Origin of the sequence: Niveibacterium microcysteis (genome assembly GCF_017161445.1) — a bacterium.
GTDB classification, from domain to species: domain Bacteria; phylum Pseudomonadota; class Gammaproteobacteria; order Burkholderiales; family Rhodocyclaceae; genus Niveibacterium; species Niveibacterium microcysteis.
Genome location: NZ_CP071060.1, coordinates 4,721,577 through 4,746,577 on the forward strand (window position 1 = coordinate 4,721,577; position 25,001 = coordinate 4,746,577).

The 25,001-nt window shown below is 65.5% G+C and carries 22 protein-coding genes; 5 read left to right on the plus strand and 17 right to left on the minus strand.

Features of this window, described 5'->3' with window-relative positions; all coding sequences use genetic code 11:
- Positions 1–30: 30 nt before the first annotated feature.
- Positions 31–489: a YybH family protein gene (locus JY500_RS21430; RefSeq protein ID WP_206254549.1), complete on the minus strand. Its 459-nt coding sequence runs from the start codon at positions 487–489 to the stop codon at positions 31–33.
- Between the two features lie 359 nt (positions 490–848).
- Here JY500_RS21430 and JY500_RS21435 point away from each other — a divergent pair, with 359 nt between their 5' ends.
- Complete coding sequence (locus JY500_RS21435; protein ID WP_246479718.1) at positions 849–1,640, plus strand: PEPxxWA-CTERM sorting domain-containing protein; 792 nt, start codon at positions 849–851, stop codon at positions 1,638–1,640.
- Between the two features lie 76 nt (positions 1,641–1,716).
- On the opposite strand, the gene JY500_RS21440 is transcribed toward JY500_RS21435, so the two are convergent.
- The 13 genes from JY500_RS21440 to JY500_RS21500 form a co-directional block, all read right to left on the minus strand.
- Positions 1,717–5,625, minus strand: coding sequence for a DUF3683 domain-containing protein (locus JY500_RS21440; protein ID WP_206254550.1), 3,909 nt, complete (start codon positions 5,623–5,625; stop codon positions 1,717–1,719).
- 270 nt (positions 5,626–5,895) lie between these two features.
- Positions 5,896–6,630, minus strand: a complete 735-nt coding sequence (locus JY500_RS21445) for a proteasome-type protease (protein ID WP_172202265.1) — start codon at positions 6,628–6,630, stop codon at positions 5,896–5,898.
- Positions 6,631–6,731: 101 nt separating this feature from the next.
- On the minus strand, positions 6,732–6,914 hold the full coding sequence (locus tag JY500_RS21450) for a hypothetical protein (RefSeq protein WP_206254551.1): 183 nt from the start codon (positions 6,912–6,914) through the stop codon (positions 6,732–6,734).
- An 11-nt stretch (positions 6,915–6,925) separates the two neighbouring features.
- Positions 6,926–7,873, minus strand: coding sequence for an alpha-E domain-containing protein (locus tag JY500_RS21455; protein ID WP_172202263.1), 948 nt, complete (start codon positions 7,871–7,873; stop codon positions 6,926–6,928).
- Between the two features lie 4 nt (positions 7,874–7,877).
- Positions 7,878–9,299 (minus strand): circularly permuted type 2 ATP-grasp protein, encoded by a 1,422-nt coding sequence (locus JY500_RS21460; RefSeq protein WP_172202262.1) that lies wholly within the window; start codon positions 9,297–9,299, stop codon positions 7,878–7,880.
- Between the two features lie 201 nt (positions 9,300–9,500).
- Entirely contained in the window at positions 9,501–10,646 is a 1,146-nt protein-coding gene (locus tag JY500_RS21465; RefSeq protein ID WP_246479719.1) for an ABC transporter permease, read from the minus strand.
- Between the two features lies 1 nt (position 10,647).
- Positions 10,648–11,613 carry an ABC transporter ATP-binding protein gene (locus JY500_RS21470; protein WP_206254552.1) on the minus strand — a complete coding sequence of 322 codons (966 nt, stop codon included), beginning with the start codon at positions 11,611–11,613 and terminating at the stop codon, positions 10,648–10,650.
- A complete protein-coding gene (locus JY500_RS21475) occupies positions 11,610–12,566 on the minus strand; it encodes an HlyD family secretion protein (protein ID WP_206254553.1) in 957 nt (318 codons plus the stop codon). Before JY500_RS21475 ends, JY500_RS21470 begins: the two co-directional genes overlap by 4 nt.
- Complete coding sequence (locus tag JY500_RS21480) at positions 12,563–13,228, minus strand: CerR family C-terminal domain-containing protein (RefSeq protein WP_206254554.1); 666 nt, start codon at positions 13,226–13,228, stop codon at positions 12,563–12,565. The genes JY500_RS21475 and JY500_RS21480 overlap by 4 nt, the downstream gene beginning before the upstream one ends.
- 203 nt (positions 13,229–13,431) lie before the next feature.
- Positions 13,432–14,532: a GGDEF domain-containing protein gene (locus JY500_RS21485; protein WP_206254555.1), complete on the minus strand. Its 1,101-nt coding sequence runs from the start codon at positions 14,530–14,532 to the stop codon at positions 13,432–13,434.
- Between the two features lie 104 nt (positions 14,533–14,636).
- Positions 14,637–15,395 (minus strand): trypsin-like serine peptidase, encoded by a 759-nt coding sequence (locus JY500_RS21490; protein WP_246479720.1) that lies wholly within the window; start codon positions 15,393–15,395, stop codon positions 14,637–14,639.
- A 47-nt stretch (positions 15,396–15,442) separates the two neighbouring features.
- The gene (locus JY500_RS21495) at positions 15,443–16,273 is read right to left on the minus strand and encodes a substrate-binding periplasmic protein (protein WP_206254556.1); all 831 of its coding nucleotides are present in this window, start codon (positions 16,271–16,273) and stop codon (positions 15,443–15,445) included.
- A 101-nt stretch (positions 16,274–16,374) separates the two neighbouring features.
- The gene (locus tag JY500_RS21500; protein ID WP_206254557.1) at positions 16,375–17,181 is read right to left on the minus strand and encodes an alpha/beta hydrolase; all 807 of its coding nucleotides are present in this window, start codon (positions 17,179–17,181) and stop codon (positions 16,375–16,377) included.
- Positions 17,182–17,567: 386 nt separating this feature from the next.
- On the opposite strand from JY500_RS21500, the gene JY500_RS21505 reads away from it, so the two are divergent.
- The 3 genes from JY500_RS21505 (at position 17,568) to JY500_RS21515 (ending at position 20,214) form a co-directional block, all read left to right on the plus strand.
- Positions 17,568–18,608 carry a methionine ABC transporter ATP-binding protein gene (locus JY500_RS21505; RefSeq protein ID WP_206254558.1) on the plus strand — a complete coding sequence of 347 codons (1,041 nt, stop codon included), beginning with the start codon at positions 17,568–17,570 and terminating at the stop codon, positions 18,606–18,608.
- Positions 18,608–19,282: a methionine ABC transporter permease gene (locus tag JY500_RS21510; protein WP_172202646.1), complete on the plus strand. Its 675-nt coding sequence runs from the start codon at positions 18,608–18,610 to the stop codon at positions 19,280–19,282. Before JY500_RS21505 ends, JY500_RS21510 begins: the two co-directional genes overlap by 1 nt.
- Positions 19,283–19,428: 146 nt before the next feature.
- Complete coding sequence (locus JY500_RS21515; RefSeq protein ID WP_206254559.1) at positions 19,429–20,214, plus strand: MetQ/NlpA family ABC transporter substrate-binding protein; 786 nt, start codon at positions 19,429–19,431, stop codon at positions 20,212–20,214.
- Positions 20,215–20,337: 123 nt separating this feature from the next.
- Here JY500_RS21515 and JY500_RS21520 read toward each other — a convergent pair whose 3' ends face one another.
- Positions 20,338–21,561, minus strand: coding sequence for a glycoside hydrolase family 5 protein (locus JY500_RS21520; RefSeq protein ID WP_206254560.1), 1,224 nt, complete (start codon positions 21,559–21,561; stop codon positions 20,338–20,340).
- A gap of 557 nt (positions 21,562–22,118) precedes the next feature.
- Between JY500_RS21520 and JY500_RS21525 the strand changes: the two genes are divergently transcribed.
- Positions 22,119–22,727 (plus strand): PEPxxWA-CTERM sorting domain-containing protein, encoded by a 609-nt coding sequence (locus tag JY500_RS21525; protein WP_206254561.1) that lies wholly within the window; start codon positions 22,119–22,121, stop codon positions 22,725–22,727.
- Between the two features lie 117 nt (positions 22,728–22,844).
- On the opposite strand, the gene JY500_RS21530 is transcribed toward JY500_RS21525, so the two are convergent.
- Together JY500_RS21530 and JY500_RS21535 are read right to left on the minus strand one after the other, a co-directional pair.
- On the minus strand, positions 22,845–23,720 hold the full coding sequence (locus JY500_RS21530; RefSeq protein WP_206254562.1) for a trypsin-like serine protease: 876 nt from the start codon (positions 23,718–23,720) through the stop codon (positions 22,845–22,847).
- Positions 23,717–24,856, minus strand: coding sequence for an SLC13 family permease (locus JY500_RS21535; protein ID WP_206254563.1), 1,140 nt, complete (start codon positions 24,854–24,856; stop codon positions 23,717–23,719). The genes JY500_RS21530 and JY500_RS21535 overlap by 4 nt, the downstream gene beginning before the upstream one ends.
- Between the last annotated feature and the right edge of the window lie 145 nt (positions 24,857–25,001).

Here is a 25,001-nt window from a genome sequence, read left to right on the forward strand (position 1 = left end):
TTCGTATCGTTTTGTAGCAGCGGTGAAAACTCAATGTGCTTCGGGCTCACAGCTGTTCTCACCCTTGTCGAACACGATGCGCCAGACACCCGGCGCCTCGCGCCGCCAGATCGACGAAAAGCTGCCGATACGCTTGCCCTGTGGATCATGGACCGGGCCACTGCTCAGCGCGAGCGAACCGGTCGCCAGCACCTCCACCCGCTCCGGCGCCCACGAGAACGGTGCCTGCGGCGCGCTGTACCAGCGCCGCCAGGCATCCACCACCGCCGCCCGCCCGCGCAAGCTTGTCGCTCCGTTGAAGAACACAGCGTCTTCCGCGATGAATGTGGCGAAAGCCGGGTGGTCGCGCCGCGCCATCGTCTGCGCAAACACGGTCTCGGTCTCGATCACTTCAGCACGCAGCTGAGCGAGATCGACGGGCGCGGGTGCGCTAGCGCAAGCAGCCAGCAACGGAACCAGGACCAGCGCGAAACGATGCCGTCGGGCCATGACGTACTCCCAGGCGAGGGCGCCCGAGGTCGGGCGCCGATGGCTTCAGCCTAGTCGTGTCGCCACCGGGCGACAAGTTGCTTCCTTGCATCGTTCGCCATGAGCACTGCGCAGCCTGCTGCAGCGCAAACATCCCTCTGTCGAAAAAGCTGACATGGCGATGGCATTTTGCTGCGCCGCCGCATTGATCCGTCACCCGCACATGGTCAGCGGCACCGAAAAGGCCTTACGAATCAGTGTGCTATGCAGCATTTCATGCCCGTCATGCAAGATTCATCGTGCACTGGTGTGCAAATTGCATACTCCTGAAGCGGCCGCGTACCCCGCGGTCGCACACGTGTGTTTTTCAGGAGAGTTAGATGCTTACCAAAAAAATGTCCCCCCTGGTCGTAGCGCTGGTCGCCACCGTGACCGCGTCGAGCGCCTGGGCGTTGCCGGCAGCCACCGGCTCCAGCTCTGCCTCGGGCAACTATACGTACACCCTTGGCGGCAAGTCCGGCAGCGGCGTTGGGTCTGATTCCGATGCAACCGGCGCCGAGTCCTCTGTCAGCGGCAGCAGCAAGGGTTTCGGCTTCGAAGCCAGCGGTGAAGCGGTTGGCGGCGCGTTGAAGGCTTACGCCGCAACCTCGTTCGCACCGGGCGCAGCAATCGGCTCGGCCAGCAACGCCGTTGGCACCGCCAGCTTCACCGATTACGTCACCTTCACCGGTGGCTCGGGTTCAGCCGACGGCCTGTTCCTGTCGACCCTGGAAGGCAGCCTGAAGGGCGGCGCCAAGGGCTCCGCGACGTACGAGTACAACATCTCGCTGTTCGACGTCGCTGCAGGCACCTCGCAGCTGCTCGTGTCCGATAGCCACACCTACGGCAAGGGCAAGCTGACTGTCGGCAACGAGTACGAAAGCGACTTCAGCTTCACGTTCGGCAAGACCTACGCGCTGGTCGCCACGCTGAGCGCAAGCGCCAAGAACGGCGGCATCGCCGACTTCAAGGACACCGCCACGCTGAACTTCTCGCTCGGCAGCGGCGTTGGCCTGACCTCGGCGTCGGGTTACAGCTACGGCGTGCCGGCCGTGCCGGAACCCCAGACCTACGCGATGCTGCTGGCTGGCCTCGGCATGGTCGGCGCAATGGCCCGTCGCCGCATGAAGTAAACCTTCGCACTTCGGTGTGAATGAACAAGGGGCCGAAAGGCCCCTTGTTTTTTGATCCGCCGAAGGCTGTGTCGCCTTACAGCAACACGCGCTCAATGCCGCCCTTGTTGGCGGTTTCGACGAAGCGTTCGAGCCAGTCTTCACCCAGCAGGTGGCGCGCCATTTCAATGACAATGTAATCGGCGTCGAGGCCGGCGATATCGTCCTTGTAGCGATGCAGCCCCTGCAGACAGGCCGGGCAGGAAGTCAGGATCTTGAGATCGCCTTCGAAGCCATCGGCACGCAGTGCGCTGGCGTTCTTCTGCATCTCTTCTTCCTTGCGGAAGCGCACCTGTGTCGCAATTTCCGGACGCGCGATCGCGAAGGTGCCGGCCTCGCCGCAGCAACGGTCGTTCTTCGTGATCTTCGTGCCGTCGGCGGTCTGCACCAGTGCGTTCACCGTCTTCACCGAATCCTGCTGCTTCATCGGGTTGTGGCAGGGCTCGTGGTACATGTAGCGCACGCCCTTCACGCCTTCGAGCTTGACGCCCTTCTCGAGCAGGAACTCGTGGATGTCGATCAGCCGGCAGCCGGGGAAGATCTTCTCGAATTCGTACATCGTGAGCTGGTCGTAGCAGGTGCCGCAGCTGACCACCACAGTCTTGATGTCGAGGTAGTTGAGCGTGTTCGCCACGCGGTGGAAGAGCACCCGGTTGTCGGTGGTGATCTTGTCGGCCTTGTCGTAGTCGCCCGAGCCGCGCTGCGGGTAGCCGCAGCACAGGTAGCCCGGCGGCAGCACCGTCTGCACGCCGACGTTGTAGAGCATCGCCTGGGTCGCGAGCCCGACCTGTGAGAACAGGCGCTCCGAGCCGCACCCGGGGAAGTAGAACACCGCCTCGGAATCCGGCCGCGTCTTCTGTGGATCGCGAATCACCGGCACCACGGCCGCGTCTTCGATGTCCAGCAGCGCGCGTGCCGTCTTGTTCGGCAGCTTGCCCGGCATCTTCTTGTTCACGAAGTGGATCACCTGCGCCTTGAGCGGCGCCTTGCCGACGGTGGACGGCGGCTGCTTGGTGGTTTCCTTCGACAAGGGCTTGAGCAGGTCGACGCCGAGGCGCTGCGCCTTGTAGGCCCACTCGATGCTGGTCTTGCGCAGGAACTTGATGGTTTCCGGATTCTTCGTGTTGAGGAAGGCCATGCCCAGCTTCTTCGCCGGGTTGAAGCTCTGCTTGCCCATCTTGCGCAGCAGGTTGCGCATGTTCATCGACACGTCGCCGAAGTCGATGTCGACCGGGCAAGGCGTGACGCACTTGTGGCACACGGTGCAATGGTCGGCCACATCCTCGAACTCTTCCCAGTGGCGGATCGAGATGCCGCGCCGCGTCTGCTCCTCGTACAGGAAGGCTTCGATCAGCAGCGAGGTCGCGAGGATCTTGTTGCGCGGCGAGTAGAGCAGGTTCGCGCGCGGCACATGGGTGGTACAGACCGGCTTGCACTTGCCGCAGCGCAGGCAATCGGACACCGAGTCGGCGATCGAGCCGATGTCGCTCTGCTGCATGATCAGCGACTCATGCCCCATCAGGTTGAAGCTGGGCGTGTAGGCATGCGTCAGGTCGCCGCCGGGCATCAGCTTGCCCTTGTTGAAGCGGCCCTCCGGGTCCACCTTCTGCTTGTAGGCGCGGAACGGCGCCATCTCGGCGTCGGTGAGGAATTCGAGCTTGGTGATGCCGATGCCGTGCTCGCCGGAAATCACGCCGTTGAGGCTGCGTGCGAGTTCCATGATGCGGGCGACGGTGGCGTTGGCCTCCTGCAGCATCTCGTAGTGATCGGAGTTCACCGGCAGGTTGGTGTGCACATTGCCGTCGCCGGCGTGCATGTGCAGCGCCACGAACACGCGGCCGCGCAGCACTTCTTTGTGGATCGCAACGATGCGCTCGCGCAGCGGATCGAAGACCTTACCCTCGAAGATGTCTTCGAGCTGCGGCTGCAGTTCAGCCTTCCACGAAATGCGCACCGAATAATCCTGCACGCGGTGGAAGAGCCGCGGCTGCGCCGCCTTGTTGGTCAGTTCGCCAGCGACGACGCCCAGCTCGGCGAAGCGCGCTTCGGCGTCGGCCAATGGCGTATCGAGGTGATCGAAGATCCACTGCCAGCGGTTGCGCACGTTGGACAGCAGTTCGAGCGCTTGCGCGCGGCGATCGCCGATCAGTTCCTCGGCATCCACGGTGGCTTCGCCGCGATGCAGCGGCAGCTCGCCGTGCAGGAATTCGGTCAGCGCGTCAGCCAGCCGCAGCTTGTTGCGGATCGAGAGTTCGATGTTGAGGCGTTCGATACCGTCGCAGTAGTCGCCCATGCGATCGAGCGGGATCACGACGTCCTCGTTCACCTTGAACGCGTTGGTGTGCTTCGCAATCGCAGCGGTGCGCGAGCGGTCGAGCCAGAACTTCTTGCGCGTTTCCGGCGTCACCGCGATGAAGCCCTCGGCGCCGCGCGCGTTGCACATCCGCACGACTTCGGAGGTCGCTAGCATCACCGCGTTTTCATCGTCACCAACGATGTCGCCGATCAGCACCATCTTCGGCCGGCCATGGCGCTTGGCTTTCGGCGCGTAGCCGACGGCCTTCACATAGCGCTCGTCGAGGTGTTCGAGGCCGGCAAGCTGCACGCCGCCCGGCTGCTGGTCGAGGTAGTCCTTGATCTCGACGATCGCCGGCACCGCTTCGCGCACCTGGCCGTAGAACTCCAGACACACGGTGCGGGTGTGCGTTGGCAGGCGATGCAGGATCCAGCAGGCCGAGGTGATGATGCCGTCGGTGCCTTCCTTCTGCACCCCCGGCACACCGCCGAGGAACTTGTCAGTGACGTCCTTGCCCAGCCCGACCTTGCGGAAGGCGGCGCCCGGCATCTCGATGATCTCTTCGCCGAGCGGACGCTTGCCGGATTCGTCGAACTTCTTGAGGCGGAACTGGACGGTTTCCTGATCGTGGATCTTGCCGAGGTTGTGGTTTAGGCGTTCGACAACGAGCCAGTTGCCGTCCGGCGTAACCATCTTCCACCAGGCCAGGTTGTCGAGCGCAGTGCCCCACAGCACCGCCTTCTTGCCGCCGGCGTTCATCGCGATGTTGCCACCGATACAGGAGGCATCCGCCGAGGTCGGGTCGCAGGCGAATACGAGGCCAACACCCTCTGCCGCATCCATGACCCTGCGGGTGACGACGCCCGCGCCGGTGGTGATGGTCGCGTAGGGTCGGTCAACGCCCGGCAGCATCTGCTGTTCGACCTTGCCCAGATCGATCAGCTTCTCGGTGTTGATCACGGCCGAATACGGCGACAGCGGCACGGCGCCGCCGGTGTAGCCGGTGCCGCCGCCACGCGGGATGATGGTCAGGCCCAGCTCGATACAGCCGCGCACCAGATGGCCGATCTCTTCCTCGGTGTCCGGGTACAGCACGACGAAGGGGTACTCGACGCGCCAGTCGGTTGCGTCGGTGACATGCGAGACGCGCGCCATGCCATCAAAAGCGATGTTGTCGCGGCGCGTGTGCTTGGAAAGCAGCTTCTCGGTGCGCTTGCGCAGGTCGTAGGTGGTCTCGAAGTGGCGCTGGAAGGCGTCGACCGCCTTGTTCGCGGCGGCCACCAGCTGCGCGACGATGCCGGCGCGCACCGGGTCTTCACTCTCGGCCGCGGCACGGCGCTTTTCCACTTCGTCAAGGCGGTGGCGCAGCGCGCTCAGCAGCGCACCACGGCGCTCGCGGCTGGCGACGAGGTCGTCTTCCAGGTAGGGGTTGCGCTGCACGACCCAGATGTCGCCCAACACTTCGTAGAGCATCCGGGCGGAGCGGCCGGTCACGCGCTCGGCGCGCAACGATTCGAGCACCGACCACATCTCCTCGCCGAGCAGGCGGATCACGATCTCGCGGTCGGAAAAGGAGGTGTAGTTGTACGGAATCTCGCGCAGGCGGGTCGACGCGGGGGTCTCGCGGACAAACTCGGGGGCGGCTTGCATCAGGGTGTCCTGTTTGTGTGCGGCACGGCACGCTTCTGGGGAAGCCGGCCATTTTATCCCGCCGGACCCGCCCATGCACCCGAAAATTCAAGACCTTACGGGCTGTGGGGGCAAGAAAATTGCGGGAATTGGGGGTTGGACACCGGGTCACGAACACAGTTCGGATGCTGCAGTGCAGCGGCCGCCCGGCCTTTGGCACGCCCCAAACCGGCCGACCGCCGCCGCAATCGGCTCAGCACCTTGCGTGGCGCCGCCGCGACAGCTGGCGCCTCAGTCGCGCGACCAATCCGGGTTGGGCAGCGCGTTGAAGGCGTCGCGCAGCGCCTGGCCCCATTCGCTGCGCACGATGCTGAAGTACGGGTCTTGCGACTCGATCGAGCGGTGGCGCGCGATGCGGCATTCGTCGGTGCGGATCAGCGCGAGATCGAGCGGCAGGCCGACCGACAGGTTCGAGCGGATCGTCGAATCCATCGAGATCAACGCGCACTTCGTTGCTTCGTCGAGCGAGGTGCCGCGCGTGATGACGCGGTCGATGATCGGTTTGCCGTACTTCGATTCGCCGATCTGGAAGTACGGCGTCTCGGGCGTCGCCTCGATGAAGTTGCCGGCGGCGTAGATGTTGAACAAGCGCGGGCGTTCGCCGCGAATCTGCCCGGCGAGGATCAGGCTGGCGGAAAAATCGATGCCGAAGGCCTGCAGCGATTCGGCGTCGCGCCGGTGCACGTCGCGAATCGTGTCGCCAACATGGCGCGCCGCCTCGAACAGGTTGGGCACGCTCCACAGGCTGGTGCCCTCGGTGCTGCTGAGGCGTTCGTTGAGCATCGTCACGATCGCCTGCGTGATCGCGAGGTTGCCGGCCGTCATCAATACCATCACCCGCTCGCCCGGGCGCTCGAAGACATTGAGTTTGCGGAAGGAGTTGATGTGATCAACGCCGGCATTGGTGCGCGAGTCGGACAGGCACACGATGCCGGCGTCGAGGAGCATGCCGACGCAGTAGGTCATGGGAAAAGGCTTGGTCGCAGAAAGGCGGGATTGTCGCCGCCCTTGCGGGGCGGGGCCAGCGCTTGTTCGCGGCGACCGTGCGGGCCGCCGCGAACCATGGATCAGCCGGGCGGCGCGCCGCGCTCGGCCGGTGTCAGTTGCCAGGGCTCAGGCGCAAAGCGCCCGGCTTCGGGCTGCAGTGTGTAGGGCGTGTCTTCCAGCGGATTGGTCCACAACGCAAGCATCGCAGCGGGCGGCGTGGCAGGCGCGTCGGGCGTTGGCTGATTCGGGTGCGAACGGGTCATGGCAAGCCTCCTCAGGTGGTAACGGGAACCAGGAAGTCGTCGGAGATGCGCTGGCCGAGATCGAGGATGCGTTCCAGCGCGCTGTCGAGGTAGGGATGCAAACCGTCGCGCATCAGTTCCTCGATGCGGCCGAACCGCAGGCTCGCCTCGAACTCGCCGGCGCGGCGCTGGGTCTCGGCCGAACGGCCGTTCGCCACCGCCTGCAGCAGGCCGTACACCTCGCGCATGCAGTAGGCGAGCGAACGCGGCATGTCCGGGCGCAGCAGCAGCAGCTCGGCAACGCGGCTCGGCGTGATCTGATCGCGATACACGCGGCGGTAGATTTCGAAGGCCGACACCGAGTGCAGCAGCGCGCTCCACTGGTAGTAGTCGACCGCGGCATCGTTCGGTGTGTGGGCGCCGCGCAGCAGGTGGTACTTCACGTCGAGGATGCGCAGGGTGTTGTCCGCGCGCTCGATGAAGGTGCCCAGCCGGGTGAAGTGGAAGGCCTCGTCGCGCAGCATGGTGCCGACGGTGACGCCGCGCGACAGGTGTGAGCGGTACTTCACCCAGTCGAAGAACTCGGTCGGGCCGGTTTCGGCGAGGCGCGAAGGGGCGAAGTCATTCACCTTCAGCCAGGTCGCGTTGATGGCCTCCCACAGCTCGGAGGTCAGCGTGCCACGCACGGTGTGCGCGTTTTCGCGCGCCGCGCGCAGGCAGGAGACGATGCTCGACGGGTTGTCGCGGTCGAACATCAGGAAGTGCATCACCGTGTCGGTGTCGATCACGTCATGTTGTGCGCGGTAGGCGCCCAGCATGCCCATGATGTCGAGCGTGGCGGTCCACTGCCGTTCGATCTCGCCGGCGCTCTGCGGCAACAGCGACATGCGGTGGTGCACATCGAGGATGCGCGCGAGGTTTTCGGCGCGCTCCATGTAGCGCGCCATCCAGTAAACGTGGTCTGCGGTACGGGACAACATGTTTTCAGGCCTCCAGTACCCAGGTGTCCTTGGTGCCCCCGCCCTGCGAGGAATTCACCACCAGCGAGCCTTCCTTCAGCGCGACGCGCGTGAGGCCGCCGGGTACGAAACGGATCTCGCTGCCCGAAAGGACAAAGGGCCGCAGGTCGATATGGCGCGGCGCGATGCCGGATTCGACGAAGGTCGGGCAGGTGGACAGCGCGAGCGTTGGCTGGGCGATGTATTTCTCCGGCGCGGCGATGATGCGCTGGCGGAAGGCTTCAATCTCCGCCTTGGTCGATGCCGGCCCGACCAGCATGCCGTAGCCGCCGGCGCCGTGCACTTCCTTCACCACCAGTTCGGCCAGGTGATCGAGCGTGTAGGCCAGATCGTCGGGCTTTCTCAGCATGTAGGTCGGCACGTTGTTGAGCAGCGGTTTCTCGCCAAGGTAGAAGCGCACCATGTCCGGCACATACGGGTAGATCGACTTGTCGTCCGCCACGCCCGTGCCGATCGCGTTGGCGAGCGTGACCTTGCCGGCGCGATACGCGGCAAACAGGCCCGGCACGCCGAGCATCGAATCCTTGCGGAAGGCCTGCGGATCGAGGAAGTCGTCGTCGATGCGGCGGTAGATCACGTCCACCTTGCGGCGGCCGCGGGTGGTGCTCATGAACACGCCTTCGTGGGTGACGAAGAGATCGCGCCCTTCGACCAGTTCGATGCCCATCTGCTGCGCGAGGAAGGCGTGCTCGAAGTAGGCGCTGTTGTAGCTGCCGGGCGTGAGCAGCACCACGGTCGGGTCCGACACCCCGTTTGGCGCGACGGTGCGCAGCGTATCGAGCAGCAGGTCCGGGTAGTGCTCCACCGGCGCGATGCGGTGGGTGGCGAAGAGGTCGGGGAAGAGCCGCATCATCATGCGGCGGTCTTCGATCATGTACGAGACGCCGGACGGCACGCGCAGGTTGTCTTCCAGCACGTAGAACTCGCCGGCGCCGGCACGCACGATGTCGACGCCGGAGATGTGCGAATAGATGCCGCCAGCGACGTCCACGCCCTTCATCTCGGGCCGGTACTGCGCGTTCTGCAGCACCTGCTCGTAGGGAATCACGCCGGCCTTGAGGATCTCCTGGTCATGGTAGATGTCATGCAGGAAGGCGTTGAGCGTGCGGATCCGCTGCGACAGGCCGGCGGAAAGCTGCTGCCATTCGGCAGCCGGAATGATGCGGGGAATCAGGTCGAACGGAATCAACCGCTCTGTCCCCGCCGCCTCGCCATACACGGCGAAGGTAATGCCGACGCGCCGGAACAGCGCATCGGCCTGCACCCGCTTGCGCTCGATGCGTGAAGACGCGGTCGCCTCCAGCCAGCGCTCAAAGGCTTCGTAATGCGGCCGTGTCTCGCCAGCCGCGCCGTTCATCTCATCGAAGAACGCCCCGTTTGCTCCCATGCTCGCCTCCGCGTACGGCTCGCTGCGTTGCGAGCCGGCAGCAGGGGCTTTGCGAGAACTGTGCCAACCGGAAAACATGGGCTTTCCGGGTCTTCCAGGGCCGCTCATGCACGCTTACGGCGCGCGAAAACGATGGGGCGACGCGGCGGCGCACCAATCCGGCGCATCGCCCGGACGCGCCCCGTCGTGGTGCGTGCCCGCTCAGTCCAGCGTCTTGCGGAAGCGTTTGAGCCCGATGGCCAGCACGACGGTGATGAACAACAGCAGCGGCCACAGGTGTGGCCAGATCTCGACGAAACCGTTGCCCTTGAGCATCACCCCACGCGCCAGCCGCAGGAAATGGGTCAGTGGCAGCGCCTCACCGATGAACTGCGCCCAGCCCGGCATGCCACGGAAGGGGAACATGAAGCCGGACAGCAGGATCGACGGCAGGAAGAAGAAGAAGGTCATCTGCATCGCCTGCATCTGGTTGCGCGCCACGCTCGAGATCGTGATGCCGACGACCAGGTTGGCGGCGATGAAGACCAGCACGCCGAGCAGCAGTACCGGCTTGGTGCCGATGAACGGCACGTTGAACAGCAATCGCGCGGCAATCAGGATCAGCACCACCTGCACGAAGCCGATCAGGATGAAGGGCAGGATCTTGCCGACCATCACCTCTACCGGCCGCACCGGCGTGGCGAGCAGGTTCTCCATCGTGCCGCGTTCGACTTCGCGCGTCAGCGCGAGCCCGGTCATCATGATCATCGTCATCGTCAGGATCACGCCCATCAGGCCGGGGACGACGTTCCACGCGGTGAGCCCGTCCGGGTTGTAGCGGCGCTGCACCACCACGTCGAACGGCGGTGGCGCGGCGGCGTGGGAAGCCAGCGGGCCACCCAGGTCTCGCGCGAGCGCGCCGGGCGCCAGCTGGTTGAGCGCGGCGATGGCGTTGCCGGTGGCCGTTGGGTCGGTCGCATCGGCGTCGAGCAGCACCTGAGCGCGTTCGCCGCGGATCAGCTTGCGCGAGAAATCTGGCGGGATCACCAGCGCGAACTGTGCGCTGCCCTCGGCGAGCATGCGGTCAGCGTCGGCCTGCGTGGCAGAGGTGCTGAGGATGTCGAAGTAGTCTGACACCGTCAGCGCGGCGGTCAGGCTGCGCGCAAATGCGCTCTGCTCCTCGGCCACGACCACGGTCGGCAGATGCTTGGGGTCGCCGTTGATTGCGTAGCCGAACAGCGTCAGCTGGATGATCGGTATGCCGACCATCATCGCGAAGGTCAGCCGGTCGCGGCGCAGCTGGATGAATTCCTTGCGCATCACGGTGATCAGGCGCGCAAACGACAAGCCGCGCAGCAGGGCGAACATGTCAGTGCGCCTCCTGGAAGTTGTCGCGCGTCTGCCCCATCAGATGGATGAACACATCCTCCAGCTGCGGCGCCGCCGCCGACCATTCGAGCGCCGGCTCGTCGCGCCACGGCGCGATCGCGGCGACCAGCGCCGCCGCATCACTGCCGCTGACATGCAGGGTGTTGCCAAAGCGGGTCAGCATGTCGACACCGGGTGCGCCGCGCAGCTGTGCCGCCAGCGGCGACACATCGTTGCCACGCACATGCCAGGTCGCAAACCCGCTGCGTTCCACAAGCTGTGCCGGCGTGCCCAGCGCCAGTAGCTGACCGTAGGCGATGTAGCCGAGACGGTGGCAACGCTCCGCCTCATCCATGTAGTGGGTGGACACCAGCACGGTGATGCCTTCGGCGGCGAGTGCGTGGATCTCTTCCCAGAAGTCGCGTCGCGCCTTGGGGTCGACGCCGGCGGTGGGCTCGTCGAGCAGCAGCAGTTTAGGTTCGTGCAGCATGCACGCCGCCAGCGCCATGCGCTGCTTCCAACCGCCGGAAAGCCCGCCGGCAAGCTGGTTCGCACGGCCACCGAGGCCGAGGCGCTCAATCGCGGTATCCACCCGCTGGCGGCGGCGGTCCATCTGGTACACGCCGGCCACGAAGTCGAGGTTCTCGCGGATCGTCAGGTCTTCGTAGAGCCCGAAGCGCTGGGTCATGTAGCCGACTTCGCGCTTGATCGCCGCCGCCTCGCGCAGGATGTCGTAGCCCAGCGTGTGGCCACTGCCAGCGTCGGGTGTCAGCAGGCCGCACATCATGCGGATCGAGGTCGTCTTGCCGCTGCCGTTGGGGCCGAGAAAGCCGAACACCTCACCCCGGCGCACCCGCATCGACAGTTGGTCGACCACCGTCTTGTCGCCGAAGCGCTTGGTGAGGCCAACCACGTCCACCGCACGCTGTTCGGGCGGAATGTCGAGCGGCGCGATCAGATCGTTCATTGGCCCGCCTCGGGCAACACGTCGACCGGCAGCCCAGGCGCCAGGGCTACTGCGCGTTCGGGTTGCGCCTCGGCCTTGAAGACCAGCTTGGCGCGGTTGTCCTTCGAGTAGATCACCGGCGGTGTGTATTCCGCGCTGCTGGCGACCCAGGTGACGCGCGCGGTGAAGCCCTCGCCACAACCATCGCAGAGAACGCGGATGCGCTGGCCCGGCCGCATCGCCGCGAGCCTGGCTTGCGGAATGTAGAAACGCAGCTTGGTGCTGCCCGCCGGCAACAGGCTGACAACTGGGCTGCCGGCCGGCACCCATTCACCGATGCGGTAGTAGGTGTCCTCAACATGTGCGGCAACCGGTGCTACGAGCTGCTTCTGCGCCAAGCGTGTCTGTGCCTGCGCGCGCTGGGCTTCGGCCACTTTCACCGCCGCCGTTGCCGCGGCGCGCTGTGCCTCGCGCCCGGCAAGTTCGGCCGCGCGCAAGTCGGCCGCAGCCTGGTCGAGCTGCGCGCGCGCACTACGGACCCGCTCGCGCAGGCTGTCGAGGCTCATCGGGCTGACGAAGCCCTCGGCAGAGAGCGATTGCTGGCGGGCAAGGTCGCTCTCAGCCAGCGATAGCGCAGAACGCGCGGCGGCCTCGCGAGCGCGGAAGGAATCGAGCTCGGCCGGCCGCTTTCCGCTCGCCAGATCCTGCGCCTGCGCGTCGCTTTGCGCGCGGCGCGCTTCGGCCTCGTCGAGGGCCGGGCGCTCGAGTTCGGTATCCAGCGCAAACAGCGGTGCACCGGCGGCCACTTCGCCACCACGCTGCACCGACAGGCTGACCAGGCGACCGGCCTGCTGCGCGGCAACGCGCGTCGGTTCGATCTCGACATAGCCGAGCAATGGCCTCTCGCCGCTTGGCCCACAGGCGCAGAGCAAGACAGACGAAACCAGGACAAGCAGGGCGGCGCGGGCGCTCATTCGGCGGACTCCAGTTCGGCGCGCAGCGCGTTGAGCCCGCCCCAGCTGAAGGCGGTGACATGCTGCGCAACCCGTTCGACGAGGTCATCGCCGTTCAGCGCGACCGGCATGACCTGCAGGATCAGGGGACGCGCGCTGATGTAGACCATGCATTGGCTCAGCACACTGAGCATTGCGCGCGACAGCTGTTCGTCGCTCGCACGCGGCCCAAGCACCGCCGCGATGATTGGCCGCAGCATCTGCGCCTGCGGGCGGGTGAAGCGCTCGATCATCATCGCCAGCGCCTCGGTCGGGTTCACCAGCTCGCGCATCAACAGTGCCGCGATGCGGCTCTCGCCCGCCGGGTCGAGGAAGCGGCGGACCAGGGTTCGCACCGCAGCCTCAAACGCTGCACGCGGATGGGCCGGGTCAGGTGCCGGCAACGGTGTGCGGCTCAAGGCGAGCTCCGCATGGTGCTGCAACACCGCGCGGTAAAGCCCTTCCTTCCCGCCAAAGTGATAGTTGATCGCCGACAGCCGCACCCCGGCGCGCTGCGCGATGTCTTGCACCCGCGCGGCGCGGAAGCCCTCGTCGATGAAGATTTCGGTGGCGGCGAGGATCAGCGCGGTCCGGGTTTCGTCGCCCGGAGGCAGGCGGAGTGACGCGTTTTGGGCTGGTTTCATGGCGATTGGAAATAGTTTTCCAATTCACTTTAGAAAACTTTTTCCACAGGGTCAAGCGCCAACTGGAACGCGCGGACGCGACCGCCTGAGTATGGCGGCGCGGATTGTCCGGCACGCCTGCGGATCAGGCGCCGTGCGGCCGGAACGAGGCGGCGTGAGGGATCGCGTTCAGCGAAGACGCGTGTGGCAGGCCGCCAAGCGCATCAGCGGCCCCGCTGCGGGTCGCGCGCGCCGCGTACCGCGTGGCTGAGCCGCTTCTGCGCGTACATCAGCGCATCGGCCTCTGCGACCAGCGCGGCCAGCGGCTGCTCGCTGCCAGACGGGCTATGCACGATGCCGAGACTCATCGAGACCGGATACGGGCGCGGGTGCTCGGCGACGAACCGTGCCACCCGCTGCTGCACGCGCTCGCGCACTCCGTCGGGGAGTTCGTCGTCGATGCTGAAGACCGCAAACTCGTCGCCGCCCAGCCTCGCGACGACGTCGCTCTTGCGGAAGGCCTCGCGCAGGATGCCGGCACAATCCTGGATCAGCTCATCGCCCTGCTCGTGCCCGAGTTCGTCGTTCACCTGCTTGAGGCCATTGATGTCGGCAAACAGCAGCAGGCCCGGCAGACACTGCTGACGCGCCAGCACAAGACTTTGCTGCGCGTAGAAATCGAAGCCCCGGCGGTTCAGCAGACCGGTCATCACATCGGTCACCGACAACCTGTGCAGCAGGCGCTCGGATTGGTTGCGCCGCGTCAGCTCAGCTTCGTGGGCGCGATCCAAGCGATCGGCGCTCTCCGAGCCCTCGCGGATGCGGCATTCGAGCTGGTCCCGCAAGGTAGCGTTGATGAGGGCGGCGGTCGCAAGCTCGCCGATGTGGCGCAGGGCGGCAAGCTCCTTGCTGCGCCCGATGCGCCGCCGACGCCACAGCAGGCAGATCACGCCACTGGGTTCGATCGCCGGGAAAGGCACCGCGCAAAGCTGGAACGGTGCGTCGAGTGCCGCGCGGGCGCGCACATCGTCGGGCACCGGCGGGTCGAGCTGGGCGCGGCCTTGTTCAATCGCCCGCTGGGCGCAAAAGTGCAGCAGCGGATCGCCATCCTTGATGCGCGGCACGCCGCTTGTGTCGAACTCGCGCGCCAGCACTGCATCGCCCACCGGCGCCATCATCAGCGCGCGGTCCGGTTCGAAGAGCTCGCGCATCGCGGCGCCGACCAGTTCGAATACGCCCTCCTGCCCGGCCGCCTGCATCAGTTCTCGCGCCAGGCGCAGCAGGCGTTCGAGTTTGTACAGAGCGGGGGACTGTAGCGCGGTCATGGCGAGCTCACGGCGCAAACGATCAGCCATTCTGCGCGCCAGCGCCGGACTGCGCCAGACCGGCCGCGGCCTCGCCGCCGCGTACGGAATCGTTACCCGAGGGCCTAGGTGATGACCATCAGCATGTCGGCGTACCACGCACAATTGAGGCCCAGCGCTTCATCCTCGACGCGGTCGCGTCCGCCCATGTCGAGCCGCGAGGAGTGGATGCCCAAGAGCTGCCACGGCAGCGCCGCCTGCTCGGGCGAGGGGTGTTCGATGCGCATCACGACCGGCGCGCCGCTCGCGCCGCGATGCGTGCGCGCATCGGTCAGGAAATAGCCAACACCCTGAAAACGAAGGCCGAAGGACGACGCGATGACGCCTTGTCGAACAATCGGCAGGTGATGCAGCGTGTCGTGAAAGCCCAGCGGATAACCAACGATCAACACCGAGGCGCCGACTTCGATCGGCGCACTTTGCGCCAGATGCTGCGGGCCGAAGGCCGCGCGCCGGCAACCAGGCGGCCAGCAGGCTGGGTCGAGCGGTATCGCTGCCATGTCCACCGCGCCGCCCGCGTCGTCGCCGACATGCCAGACCGAGAGGCCATCGCGGTATAGCCACAGGCTGATCACGTGCACCGCGGCCACGTTGCTGTCATCAACATGGACTTCGAACTCGATGCGGTCGGGCCGATGCCCGGTGGCATCGTCGAGCAGCACATGCTGGCTGGTGACGAGATAGCTGCAACCGTTACGTTCAAAGAAGAAGCCGGTTGCGCCGGTGAGCCGCTGGTTGCCGAAGAAGGTGGCAATCGGCGTGGTGCTGAGCAACAGGGATTCGATCATGGTGCGGCCGGTTTGCTGGGCATGGTCGACCAGCATGCACCGATTGGCACCGCAGCGCCCGCCTTTGTCGAACCCGGCGTCGATCAGCCCTCCGGCAGCGCCGGGTTCTGGCGCCAGCGCTCGAGGTTGCGATCGACAATCTGCTTGATCTCGCCACGTGCAGCCATCTCCGACAACACACGGTTGGCCGCCGGCACGAGCGCACGGCATGGGCTGTGACGTACGAAGCCGATTGCGTTGCCGGTCTCGGCGACATACGGCGCCAGCGCAACGATGCGGCCTTCGAGCCCGGCCTCGATCAGCGTTGCGCGCCCAGCGTGCAGCCCGGTCATGAAATAGTCGATACGCCCCGCCATCAACATGCGGAAGCCGGTGAGCGGATCGTTGAGCTCCTCCACATCGAGACGCTCGCGAATGAAACGGTCGGCTTCCTCACCGAAGCGGTTGCCGCGCGTCAGGCCGCCTTTGCGGCCGATCAGCGAATCACGGCCAAAGTAGTTGATCGGGTAATCCACTTTCACAAACACCGCGATCGGGTTGTTCAGCACCGGCTGTGTGAACTCGAGGAAGGCACGCCGCTCAGGCGTGTCCTTCAAGGTCGTCACGACGTCCACATCGCCATGCTCCGCAGCGCTCAGCACGCGCGGCCACGGGCCCAGGTATTGCAGCTCCCAGCGCACGCCGAGGCGAGTGAACACCCGCGTCGCGATCTCGACGCTGGCGCCGGTCAGCGTCGTGCCGTCGTACCAGTGCAACGGCGGGTACTTCGGATCAGCGGAAATGACGACCTTGCGACAAGCAGGCCCCGCCGCCGCGGCCAGAATCGGCATCGCGGCCAGCAGCGCACAGACCAGCGCACGGCTAGGCCAGCGCCCGCGCCTTGCGTCATCCGTGTGACCTGCTTGCAGCAACATCCCGAGCCCCCCGATCGTGCAGCGGCGAATTGAAACCGGGCTGCAGCGCAGCCCAAGGCTTCAACGACGCAGTGATGCAAGGTCTTGAGTGCGGACCGGGCTCAGGGATAGAGCTCGGCGATCGCGCGACGAAACGACGGTATCACCATGCCGGAATGCGTCGTCGGGAATGCCTCGTAGCTATACACGAGGTTCTGGTAGTTGCGTGCGACGAAGAGATCGCGGAACGGTTCAACCGTGGACAGGTTACCGTCACCCTGCGACGCGGAAAAGATGAAAAGTCGCGCGGGCACGGATTGGGTGCGCTGCGCCAGGGCCGCCTCCAGGCCGGCGACGACATCCTCTTGCACCCAGAAGCTGCCGTCCTGGGAAATGTAGTTCGCGAAATACCGGTGCGCCGGGTCTTCCAGCAGCAGCACCAGGCCGGCAAAGAGCCCACCCATCGAATGGCCGATCAGCGTGCGTCGCGTGGGGTCGATGCGGTAGCGCGCCTCGACGTATGGAATCACCTGCTGCGTCAGGAAGCGGTAGTGCGCCGCAGCGCCCGGCATCTGATAGTCGATCCAGCGCTGGCCGGTGGCTTGGCCATCGGAGTTGCCGATCGAAATCACGATCACCTCTTTATGCTGCTCGAAGAGCTCGGTGCTCAGCGGCAGGAACGACCACTCCGCATCCATCGTGTAGAGCACCGGGTAGTCTTTGGTGCTCGTCGCATAGCCGGGCGGCAGGTAGACGTGAATCGGGTAGTTAACCTGGTTGCCGGTCGACTGGATCCGTAGGCTGGTATCACGCGTCGGCTGGGTCGCCGGATCCACCGGCGTAGAATCACCGCCGCCGCCACATGCGGCCAACAGCGAAACGGTGAGGACAAGGCAAAGCTGGCGCAGCGCGCGGCGGAAAGCGATCATCGGTCGTGACCCGGCGAGTTGGGGGGAGGCGCCACACCTTGCAGGCAGACGGCGCCCCGGCACTCTAGGTTCGACCGATGAACTTGTCATCCTGCATCGTTCGCAGGCATGACTTGGGTCAGAACGACACCGCCGCGCCCGGGCGAATCCGGGCCCGGAGTTGGTCGCCCTTGGGCGCCGGCTCGGCCTGCGCGAACTTGGTATACTTGCGCTTTGCCGTGGCGCGGCAGGCCTGCCAGCCTCAACGCCGGATCCGTCAGACGTCTGCCGGGCAATCCACCGCGAAGAGGTAGTTCCCGCCTCGCCCACGAAGCTACCGGCCGCCCGCACAGCCTTGCTCTGCGGGTTTTTCGTTTTGGCGCCGGGGCAAGCCAAGCGAGGAGCGCATGATCCAACTGCAAGCGGTCGGCAAGATCTATCGGGCCGGCAATCGCGACATCCACGCCCTGCGCGACGTGAACCTGAGTATCGCCGCAGGCGAAATCTTCGGCATCATCGGTCATTCGGGCGCGGGCAAATCCACACTGATCCGGCTGCTGAACCGGCTCGAATCGCCGAGCAGCGGCCGCATCGAACTGGCCGGCGACGACATCACGGCGCTCGACGATGCGGGCCTTCGCCAGCTACGCCAGCGTGTCGGCATGATCTTCCAGCACTTCAACCTGCTCGGCTCGCGCACCGTTGCGCAGAACGTCGCGATGCCCTTGCGCATCGCAGGCGTGCGCGACAAGGCAAAGATCGCCGCACGCGTCGCCGAACTGCTTGATCTGGTGGGCCTCGCCGACCAGGGCGACAAATACCCCTCGCAGCTCTCGGGCGGGCAGAAGCAGCGCGTTGGCATTGCGCGCGCGCTCGCCAACGAACCGAAGCTGCTGCTGTGCGACGAGGCCACCAGCGCGCTTGACCCGCAGACCACCCGTTCGGTGCTGGACCTGCTCCTGCAGATCAACGAACGCCTCGGGCTCACCATCGTGCTGATCACCCACGAGATGGACGTGGTGCGCGCGATCTGTGACCACGTAGCGGTTCTCGACGGCGGCGAAGTTGTCGAGCAAGGGCCGGTGACCGACGTTTTCCTGCATCCGAAGCACCCGACAACGCGCCGCTTCGTGCAGGAATCCGAGCACCTCGACGCGGACGAGGAACACGACAACTTCGCCCATGTGGGCGGGCGCATCGTGCGCCTGAGTTTCGTCGGCGAACAGGTCTACGCGCCGCTGCTCGCCAGCGTCGCGCGCGAGCACGGCGTGGATTTCTCGATCCTTTTCGGCCGCGTTGAACGCATCAAACACACCCCCTGCGGCCAGCTGACGCTCGCGCTAGACGGCGATCCCGCCGCGGTCGATGCGGCGCTCGCTCAACTCGCCGGGCGCGGCGTCCATGTGGAAACCCTGCGCGCTACGGCAACGACCGAAGGAGGCCAATGATGCAGGCCCTGCTTGAAATCATCCTGGCGATCGACTGGCCCGAGATCGGCACCGCCTCGCTCGATACGCTGATCATGCTTGGCGCGTCGCTGCTGTTCACCGCGCTGGCCGGCCTGCCGCTGGGCGTGCTGCTGTTCCTCACCGGTCCGCGCCAGCTGCTGCGTCAACCGGCGGTCTACGGTGCGCTGTCCTTCGCGGTGAACGTGCTGCGCTCGCTGCCCTTCATCATCCTGCTGATCCTGATGATCCCGATCACGGTGAAGATCACCGGCACCTCCTTAGGTGTTGCCGGGGCCATTCCGCCGCTCGTCGTCGCAACCACGCCCTTCTTCGCGCGTCTGGTCGAAACATCGCTGCGCGAGGTGGACCGCGGCATTGTCGAGGCGATGCTCGCCAGCGGTGCCAGTACTCGGCAGATCGTGCTGTGGGCGCTGCTCCCGGAAGCCCTGCCGGGCATCATCGCTGCGCTGACGGTCACCGCGATCACGCTGGTCGCCTACACCGCGATGTCCGGCGTCATCGGCGGCGGTGGTCTTGGCGACCTCGCGGTGCGCTTCGGCTATCAGCGCTTCCGCACCGACGTGATGGTGGTCACCGTCTTGCTGCTGTTGATCCTCGTGCAAGTGCTGCAAATGGCCGGCGACCGGCTGGTGCACCACTTCAGCCGCAAGTGAGCCGATATCGCTTCGTCCTAATCACGAATTCTGATTTCCTCATTCCAAGCTGACCATTGACCCTGCCTGCCACGGCAAGGATCATCAACACACCGGCCCGGCACTGCCCGGGCCTTCTTATTTCGTCCGAATTGCAGGAACGCGTAATGAAGAAAATCATCCCCTCCCTCGCCGCCGGCCTGCTCGCCGCGCTTGCCCTGAACGCCTCCGCCGCCGACAAGCTCACCGTCGCCGCGACGCCGGTACCGCACGCCGAAATCCTCCAGTTCATCAAGCCCGAACTGGCCAAGCAAGGTGTCGAGCTCGATATCAAGGTATTCACCGACTACGTGCAACCGAACGTGCAGGTCGAGGAAAAGCGCCTCGACGCCAACTTCTTCCAGCATCAGCCCTATCTGAACAGCTTCAACAAGGAGAAAGGCACGCACCTCGTATCGATCGCCGCGGTGCATGTCGAGCCCTTCGGCGTTTACAGCCGCAAGGTGAAGTCTCTGCAAGAGGTCAAGGAAGGCGCCACGGTGGCGATTCCGAACGATCCGACCAACGGCGGGCGCGCCCTGCTGCTGCTAGAGAAGGCCGGCCTGATCAAGCTCAAAGATCCGAAGAACCTGCAAGCCACTGCGAAGGACATCGCGAGCAACCCGAAGAAGCTCAAGTTCCGCGAACTCGAAGCCGCGACGCTGCCGCGCGTGATCGACCAGGTGGACCTCGCCGCGATCAACACCAACTACGCCCTGGAAGCCGGCCTCCTACCGACCCGCGACGCGCTCGCAATTGAAGGCGGCGAATCGGCCTACGCCAACATCCTCGTCGTACGTGCCGGCAACGAGAACAATGCAGCCTTGAAGAAGCTCGTCGCCGCGTTGCGCACGCCGGCGGTGAAGAAGTTCATCGAAGAGAGGTACAAGGGCGCGGTGGTGCCAGCCTTCTGAACGCCGGCTTCTCGCGCAGTACCGTCGACGGCCGCGCAAGCGGCCGTTTTCGTTCGCACGTCGGCAGGACGCGCCCGTCTTGTACGACACTGCACGACGACGCGCACCTGCCCTGACTAAGCCCTAAGCCGTCGGCAGATTACGCGCGAAGATGCTTCGGCAGAGCCCCTCGATCTCCGAATTCTCGAGCGCCCAGCTTTGGCGAAAGCACGCAGGCCACATCCCGGCCTCGTAGCGGAATATCACCGAATCCCAGCCCCATGCTTCGAAAAGGCTGTAAACGTCGGTCGTCCACGCAAGCCGCGTCTCAGCGGGTGCCGTCTTGCTGCATCCGAATTCGGTGACCGCGATTCTCACGCCATGCGCAGCCTGGTAATCCAGCGCCGGTTTCAGCGCAGCCTCCAGCGTCGCCTTGTTGAGGGCCGTCTCGAATTGGCCACCGGATGTCGGATAGTGGACTGTCCCGGCGGTTGACGGGTCCGCGATCCCTTGGTGGGTCACCGAGCTTGGCGTGTAGAAGTGGACGGCGTATAGCAGTCGCGGATCGGCAATGGGCGCAAGTTCGTCGAGATAGTCGGCGAAGTTCCACTCTGGCCCGATGGCGACCCAGCGCTCAGGATCGACCGCTCGGATCGCCTCGATGACCGGAGGATAGAGCTTGTTCAAGGCCCCCGCGGACAGACGCTCGTCACCGTTCGGGCTGCCAGGGTAATGCGGTTGAGGCTCGTTGAGGATCTCGAAGATCAGACCGGGGCGACCTTTGAAACGCTCGGCCAATGCGGCCCACGCGGCTATCAGTTCGGACTGCGCGCTGGCGTCTCGCCACAGCGAACGGCCGTCGTCTTCGGGCCAGTTCCGGGATACCGGCCAAATCAGGAAACTGCTGAAGCACAGCATCACATGGACATTGTTCGAAAGACACCATTCGATGACCGGCTGACGTGACGCGAGCGACGCAGCAAGCCGGTCCTTCAACGGGCTACCTGGCAAATACGGCGCGCCGGTCTGGTCGAAGGGGCAGAGAAACACACGAAGCACGTTCGCGCCCCATGCAGGCAATTGGGGAAGCTGAATCCAGCCTGAGTAATGCGGATCGGTCCAGTCGGCGTATTCATTCAGGTGCGCGCCGCGCAACCGTGGCAGGGCGGTATTCGAGATCGCCGGCAGCGCCGGCCCGCTCGGCAGCTGGGGCGGCTTACTGCTTGGAACTCCTGTCACCGTGCATTCCCGTGCATTGCTCACGGGCTCGCCGCCACCGCCCCCACCGCCGCATGCGCCAAGAAGCGGTGCTGCGCCAAGGGCCGCGCTGACAGACTTCAAGAACTTCCTGCGACGAATGGACGGCATCGCGTCACTCCAACGATTGGGGGACCACAAGTATGCCAATGCGATTTGCGCGAAGGTTAAGACTTCATGCCAACGCTGCGTAGTTGTTCCAGTTTGCGTGTCGGGCGCGCTGATCGACTGCCTCACCGCATCGCCGAGGAACCGAATACCACCGGTAGCCCGCCGTCGGCGGCGAAGTCGACGACGTTTATCGCGTGCAAAGTCGCCTGGATAGACAACCGGGCACACTGCGGAGGCGGTACCTCAGACGTGGTGTCGACCCAATTTACAGCGCGCCCGGCGTGTTCTTGCGCCGACCGTAGCGGAAGTGCCCGCTTTCGCAGCCATCACCGCGCCAGGTTAGATCACCCGAAAACCGCGCCAATGCTTGATTTGATCGTCCGACGCCCGATCAATCACCGCATCGTCGGCGGCCCGTCGGCCCACCATGCAGCGCATTGGCACTGTTTCTGCTTGTGCAGCGCAGCGTCGCCGCGGGCCACAAACCCCGGCGACACCCAGTCTGAATCCGGCATGCGCAGCAAACCCTGTCCGCATGCCCTCTCCGGGAGTCATGCATGCGTTTGAAGCCGATCGTTCTCTCCATGGCCTTGTCCCTGGCCACCCTAGCGGCGGGCAATGCGCACGCCTTTGCTGCCGCAAGCAAACCCTCTGCGCTGCCCGCGTCGCTGGCGCTTGATCTGACGCCGACGGTGATCACCGACACCGCGACCGATCTGAAAGTACAGTGGACCTGGGATCTGCTCAACGCGAGTTCGACGCTGAATCTGTTCTCCACACCCAAGCTGGTGAACTGGAATGTCAGCCTCGCCTCCTACACCAAATCGGTATCGGTGCCAGATCTGGGGTCGTTTGCGATGCTCGCCGCCACGCTGGATGCGCAGCACGTGAGCGCCCCGCACAGCGGCGACGCGGGTACCGGCGATGCCTTCCATTACGTCTGGGTGCAAAGCAACGTATCGAGCTTCAGCGGCAGCACCACGTCGCTGCTCGCGCATGCGGGTGCGCATTCCGACACCTACACCTTTGATGCCGTGCGCACCGGTGGCGACGTGCAGTTCACGCTGACCGCGGTGCATGCGGTGCCGGAACCCGAGACCTATGCGATGCTGCTCGCCGGCTTGGGCTTGGTCGGAGCGGCCGCACGGCGCCGTCGCATGCGCTGAAGCGCTACGCGCAGACGACAAAAGAGCACCGATCAGCGGTGCTCTTTTTCTTGGCAGGTACCGCAGCAGCGCCGCGAGGGGGCTTCCGCTCTGCTGGCGCCGCCACCGCACGGCATGTCAACGCGCCGCGTCGATTACGCCGCGAATCCACGCGGCATAGGGCGCGATCAGCATGCCTCCGCCGCCTGAACCGAAGTGAGGCGGGGGCACCGAGATCTTCGGCGGCTTCGCGGGCAGCTGGATCTGGAAGGTGTTGATGCCGACCAATGACCAGTGCTCGCCGTCGCGCACGAAGGCCGGGCTGCCGGAGTCGCCGCTCGCCACCGTGGCCTCGCGGCGGTTACCGAGGCTGGGGCCTCCGAGCAGGCTGCTGGCCGGGTCGGGGCCATCGAAGTCCCACACGTAGGCGGCAGGGCCTTGGCCCGGGCGGCTCACCCAATCGTCCAGCACATTCTCGCCAACGCGTTTGGTGTCGGCGCGCGCGCCGACCGTGACACCATCGCGCGGGTTGCCGCCACCACCGTAGCCAACCAGCGTCAGCACAATGCCGCGCGCCGGCGGGCGATCGAACAGCGGATAGCGCGGCACGGCCTCGGGGAGCGGCTCGCGCAGCCTCAGCAAGGCCAGATCATCGAGGTTGATGCGGTCGGACTTGTAGCCCGCGAATCCGGGATGCGGCACGACTTCAAGCACGCCCGCGGTGAGCGGGCCGCAGGGCACCCGCACACGCACGTCACCGGGGCTCAGGCGCCGCCCAGCGGCCACATGACCCGCGGTGAGCACCCAACGATCGCCCACGACGACGCCGGAGAACACGCCGTTGCCGATCAGCACGCTCACCACACCGGCCCAGGGCGATTCGCAACCATCGGGATCGACCCGACGCTCCGGCGAGTCCGGCGCATCGCCATCGGGCAAGCCGCCGAGAATCGCGCTCGCCGGCAGCGACACCGAGATGAACAGCGCCACCAAGGCGCAACGCCATGCGCTCATGCCCCGCCCCGTGCGACGAACAGCCACAGCCAAACCAGGGTGGCGACCACGGCCAGAAAGGGCAGCGACCAGAAGTGGAAGCCCAGCCAGGCGCGACGGTCGCCCAGCAGGCGCAAGGCGATCAGGTTCGCGAGCGAACCGATCAGGAAACCGAAACCGCCGACATTTACCGCCCAGGCGATCACGCGCCACTGATCCGAATGCTCGGCGAGCAGGATCGCTGCCGGCACGTTGCTGATCAGCTGTGAGGCCAGCACGCCGGCCGCGTACAGCCGCTGCGGGTCGTGCAGGCCGATCGCGGCGACCGCGTCGCGGACCGCTGGCAATTCGGCAACCAGGCGCAGATCGATGAACATCAACATGAACACCACGATCAGGGCCCAGTCGACTTCGCGCACCACGGCGCGAAACGCAACGAGGAACACCGCGCTCACCAGGGCGAGACCAAGCCAGGGCTGGTGCGCATCGAGCAGCAGCAGAAACACCGGGTACAGCGCGAGACTCACCCACAGCAAGCGGCGCCCGAGCGGCGGAGGTGCGATGTCTTCGTGCGTGTCGATGCGGCGGGCCGGGAATGCGACGCAGGTAAACAGCGCCAAGGTGCCGAGCAGGATCGCAGCCAGGGGCGCCATTTCGGCGACAAAGCGCCCGAACGACTCGCCGGAACGATGCCAGAGGAACAGGTTCTGCGGGTTGCCCATGGGAGTCAGCACCGAGCCGGCGTTCACCGCGAGCGCTTCGAAGATCACCAGCCGTGCGGTGGGTAGCTGGGCCATGCCATGCAGGCCCAGGGTCAGCGGCACCACAATGAAGAGCGCAATATCGTTCGTCAGCACCGTGGCGAGCAGCGCCGACACGCCCACCAGCAGCAGCGCGAGGTGGCGCTCGGTGTGCATGCGGGTCACCACATGGAACGCGGCATGCTGTAGGAAGCCGCTCTCTTCCAGTCCGGTGGTCAGCAGCAGCAGGCCCGCAAGGGCAGCAATGGTCGGCCAATCCACCAGCTGCGGATAGCTGGTGACCGCGGAAGGGTGAAGCAGCGTAAAACCGACACACAAGAGCAGCAGGATCAGCAACAACTCATCCTGGCGCAGGCGTGCGGCGATACGGGCGGGAATCAGTAGCAGGCGGTGCATAAACGGGCCAGCGGGTTACATGGGGCGATTCTACGTGCCTGCCAGCACGGCACGGCCGTTCCGCCCGAGCCGCAATCCTTGATCTGAACGATGCACGCGCAAGGGGCTGTGTCGGCGATAATCGCCAGCGGTGCGGCAGCAGCCG

Excerpts from the sequence above, each read along its gene's own strand:
- JY500_RS21430 (WP_206254549.1), bottom strand. The coding sequence starts at position 489 with ATGGCCCGACGGCATCGTTTCGCGCTGGTCCTGGTTCCGTTGCTGGCT.
- JY500_RS21435 (WP_246479718.1), top strand. The coding sequence starts at position 849 with ATGCTTACCAAAAAAATGTCCCCCCTGGTCGTAGCGCTGGTCGCCACC.
- JY500_RS21440 (WP_206254550.1), bottom strand. The coding sequence starts at position 5,625 with ATGCAAGCCGCCCCCGAGTTTGTCCGCGAGACCCCCGCGTCGACCCGC.
- JY500_RS21445 (WP_172202265.1), bottom strand. The coding sequence starts at position 6,630 with ATGACCTACTGCGTCGGCATGCTCCTCGACGCCGGCATCGTGTGCCTG.
- JY500_RS21450 (WP_206254551.1), bottom strand. The coding sequence starts at position 6,914 with ATGACCCGTTCGCACCCGAATCAGCCAACGCCCGACGCGCCTGCCACG.
- JY500_RS21455 (WP_172202263.1), bottom strand. The coding sequence starts at position 7,873 with ATGTTGTCCCGTACCGCAGACCACGTTTACTGGATGGCGCGCTACATG.
- JY500_RS21460 (WP_172202262.1), bottom strand. The coding sequence starts at position 9,299 with ATGGGAGCAAACGGGGCGTTCTTCGATGAGATGAACGGCGCGGCTGGC.
- JY500_RS21465 (WP_246479719.1), bottom strand. The coding sequence starts at position 10,646 with ATGTTCGCCCTGCTGCGCGGCTTGTCGTTTGCGCGCCTGATCACCGTG.
- JY500_RS21470 (WP_206254552.1), bottom strand. The coding sequence starts at position 11,613 with ATGAACGATCTGATCGCGCCGCTCGACATTCCGCCCGAACAGCGTGCG.
- JY500_RS21475 (WP_206254553.1), bottom strand. The coding sequence starts at position 12,566 with ATGAGCGCCCGCGCCGCCCTGCTTGTCCTGGTTTCGTCTGTCTTGCTC.
- JY500_RS21480 (WP_206254554.1), bottom strand. The coding sequence starts at position 13,228 with ATGAAACCAGCCCAAAACGCGTCACTCCGCCTGCCTCCGGGCGACGAA.
- JY500_RS21485 (WP_206254555.1), bottom strand. The coding sequence starts at position 14,532 with ATGACCGCGCTACAGTCCCCCGCTCTGTACAAACTCGAACGCCTGCTG.
- JY500_RS21490 (WP_246479720.1), bottom strand. The coding sequence starts at position 15,395 with ATGCTGGTCGACCATGCCCAGCAAACCGGCCGCACCATGATCGAATCC.
- JY500_RS21495 (WP_206254556.1), bottom strand. The coding sequence starts at position 16,273 with ATGTTGCTGCAAGCAGGTCACACGGATGACGCAAGGCGCGGGCGCTGG.
- JY500_RS21500 (WP_206254557.1), bottom strand. The coding sequence starts at position 17,181 with ATGATCGCTTTCCGCCGCGCGCTGCGCCAGCTTTGCCTTGTCCTCACC.
- JY500_RS21505 (WP_206254558.1), top strand. The coding sequence starts at position 17,568 with ATGATCCAACTGCAAGCGGTCGGCAAGATCTATCGGGCCGGCAATCGC.
- JY500_RS21510 (WP_172202646.1), top strand. The coding sequence starts at position 18,608 with ATGCAGGCCCTGCTTGAAATCATCCTGGCGATCGACTGGCCCGAGATC.
- JY500_RS21515 (WP_206254559.1), top strand. The coding sequence starts at position 19,429 with ATGAAGAAAATCATCCCCTCCCTCGCCGCCGGCCTGCTCGCCGCGCTT.
- JY500_RS21520 (WP_206254560.1), bottom strand. The coding sequence starts at position 21,561 with ATGCCGTCCATTCGTCGCAGGAAGTTCTTGAAGTCTGTCAGCGCGGCC.
- JY500_RS21525 (WP_206254561.1), top strand. The coding sequence starts at position 22,119 with ATGCGTTTGAAGCCGATCGTTCTCTCCATGGCCTTGTCCCTGGCCACC.
- JY500_RS21530 (WP_206254562.1), bottom strand. The coding sequence starts at position 23,720 with ATGAGCGCATGGCGTTGCGCCTTGGTGGCGCTGTTCATCTCGGTGTCG.
- JY500_RS21535 (WP_206254563.1), bottom strand. The coding sequence starts at position 24,856 with ATGCACCGCCTGCTACTGATTCCCGCCCGTATCGCCGCACGCCTGCGC.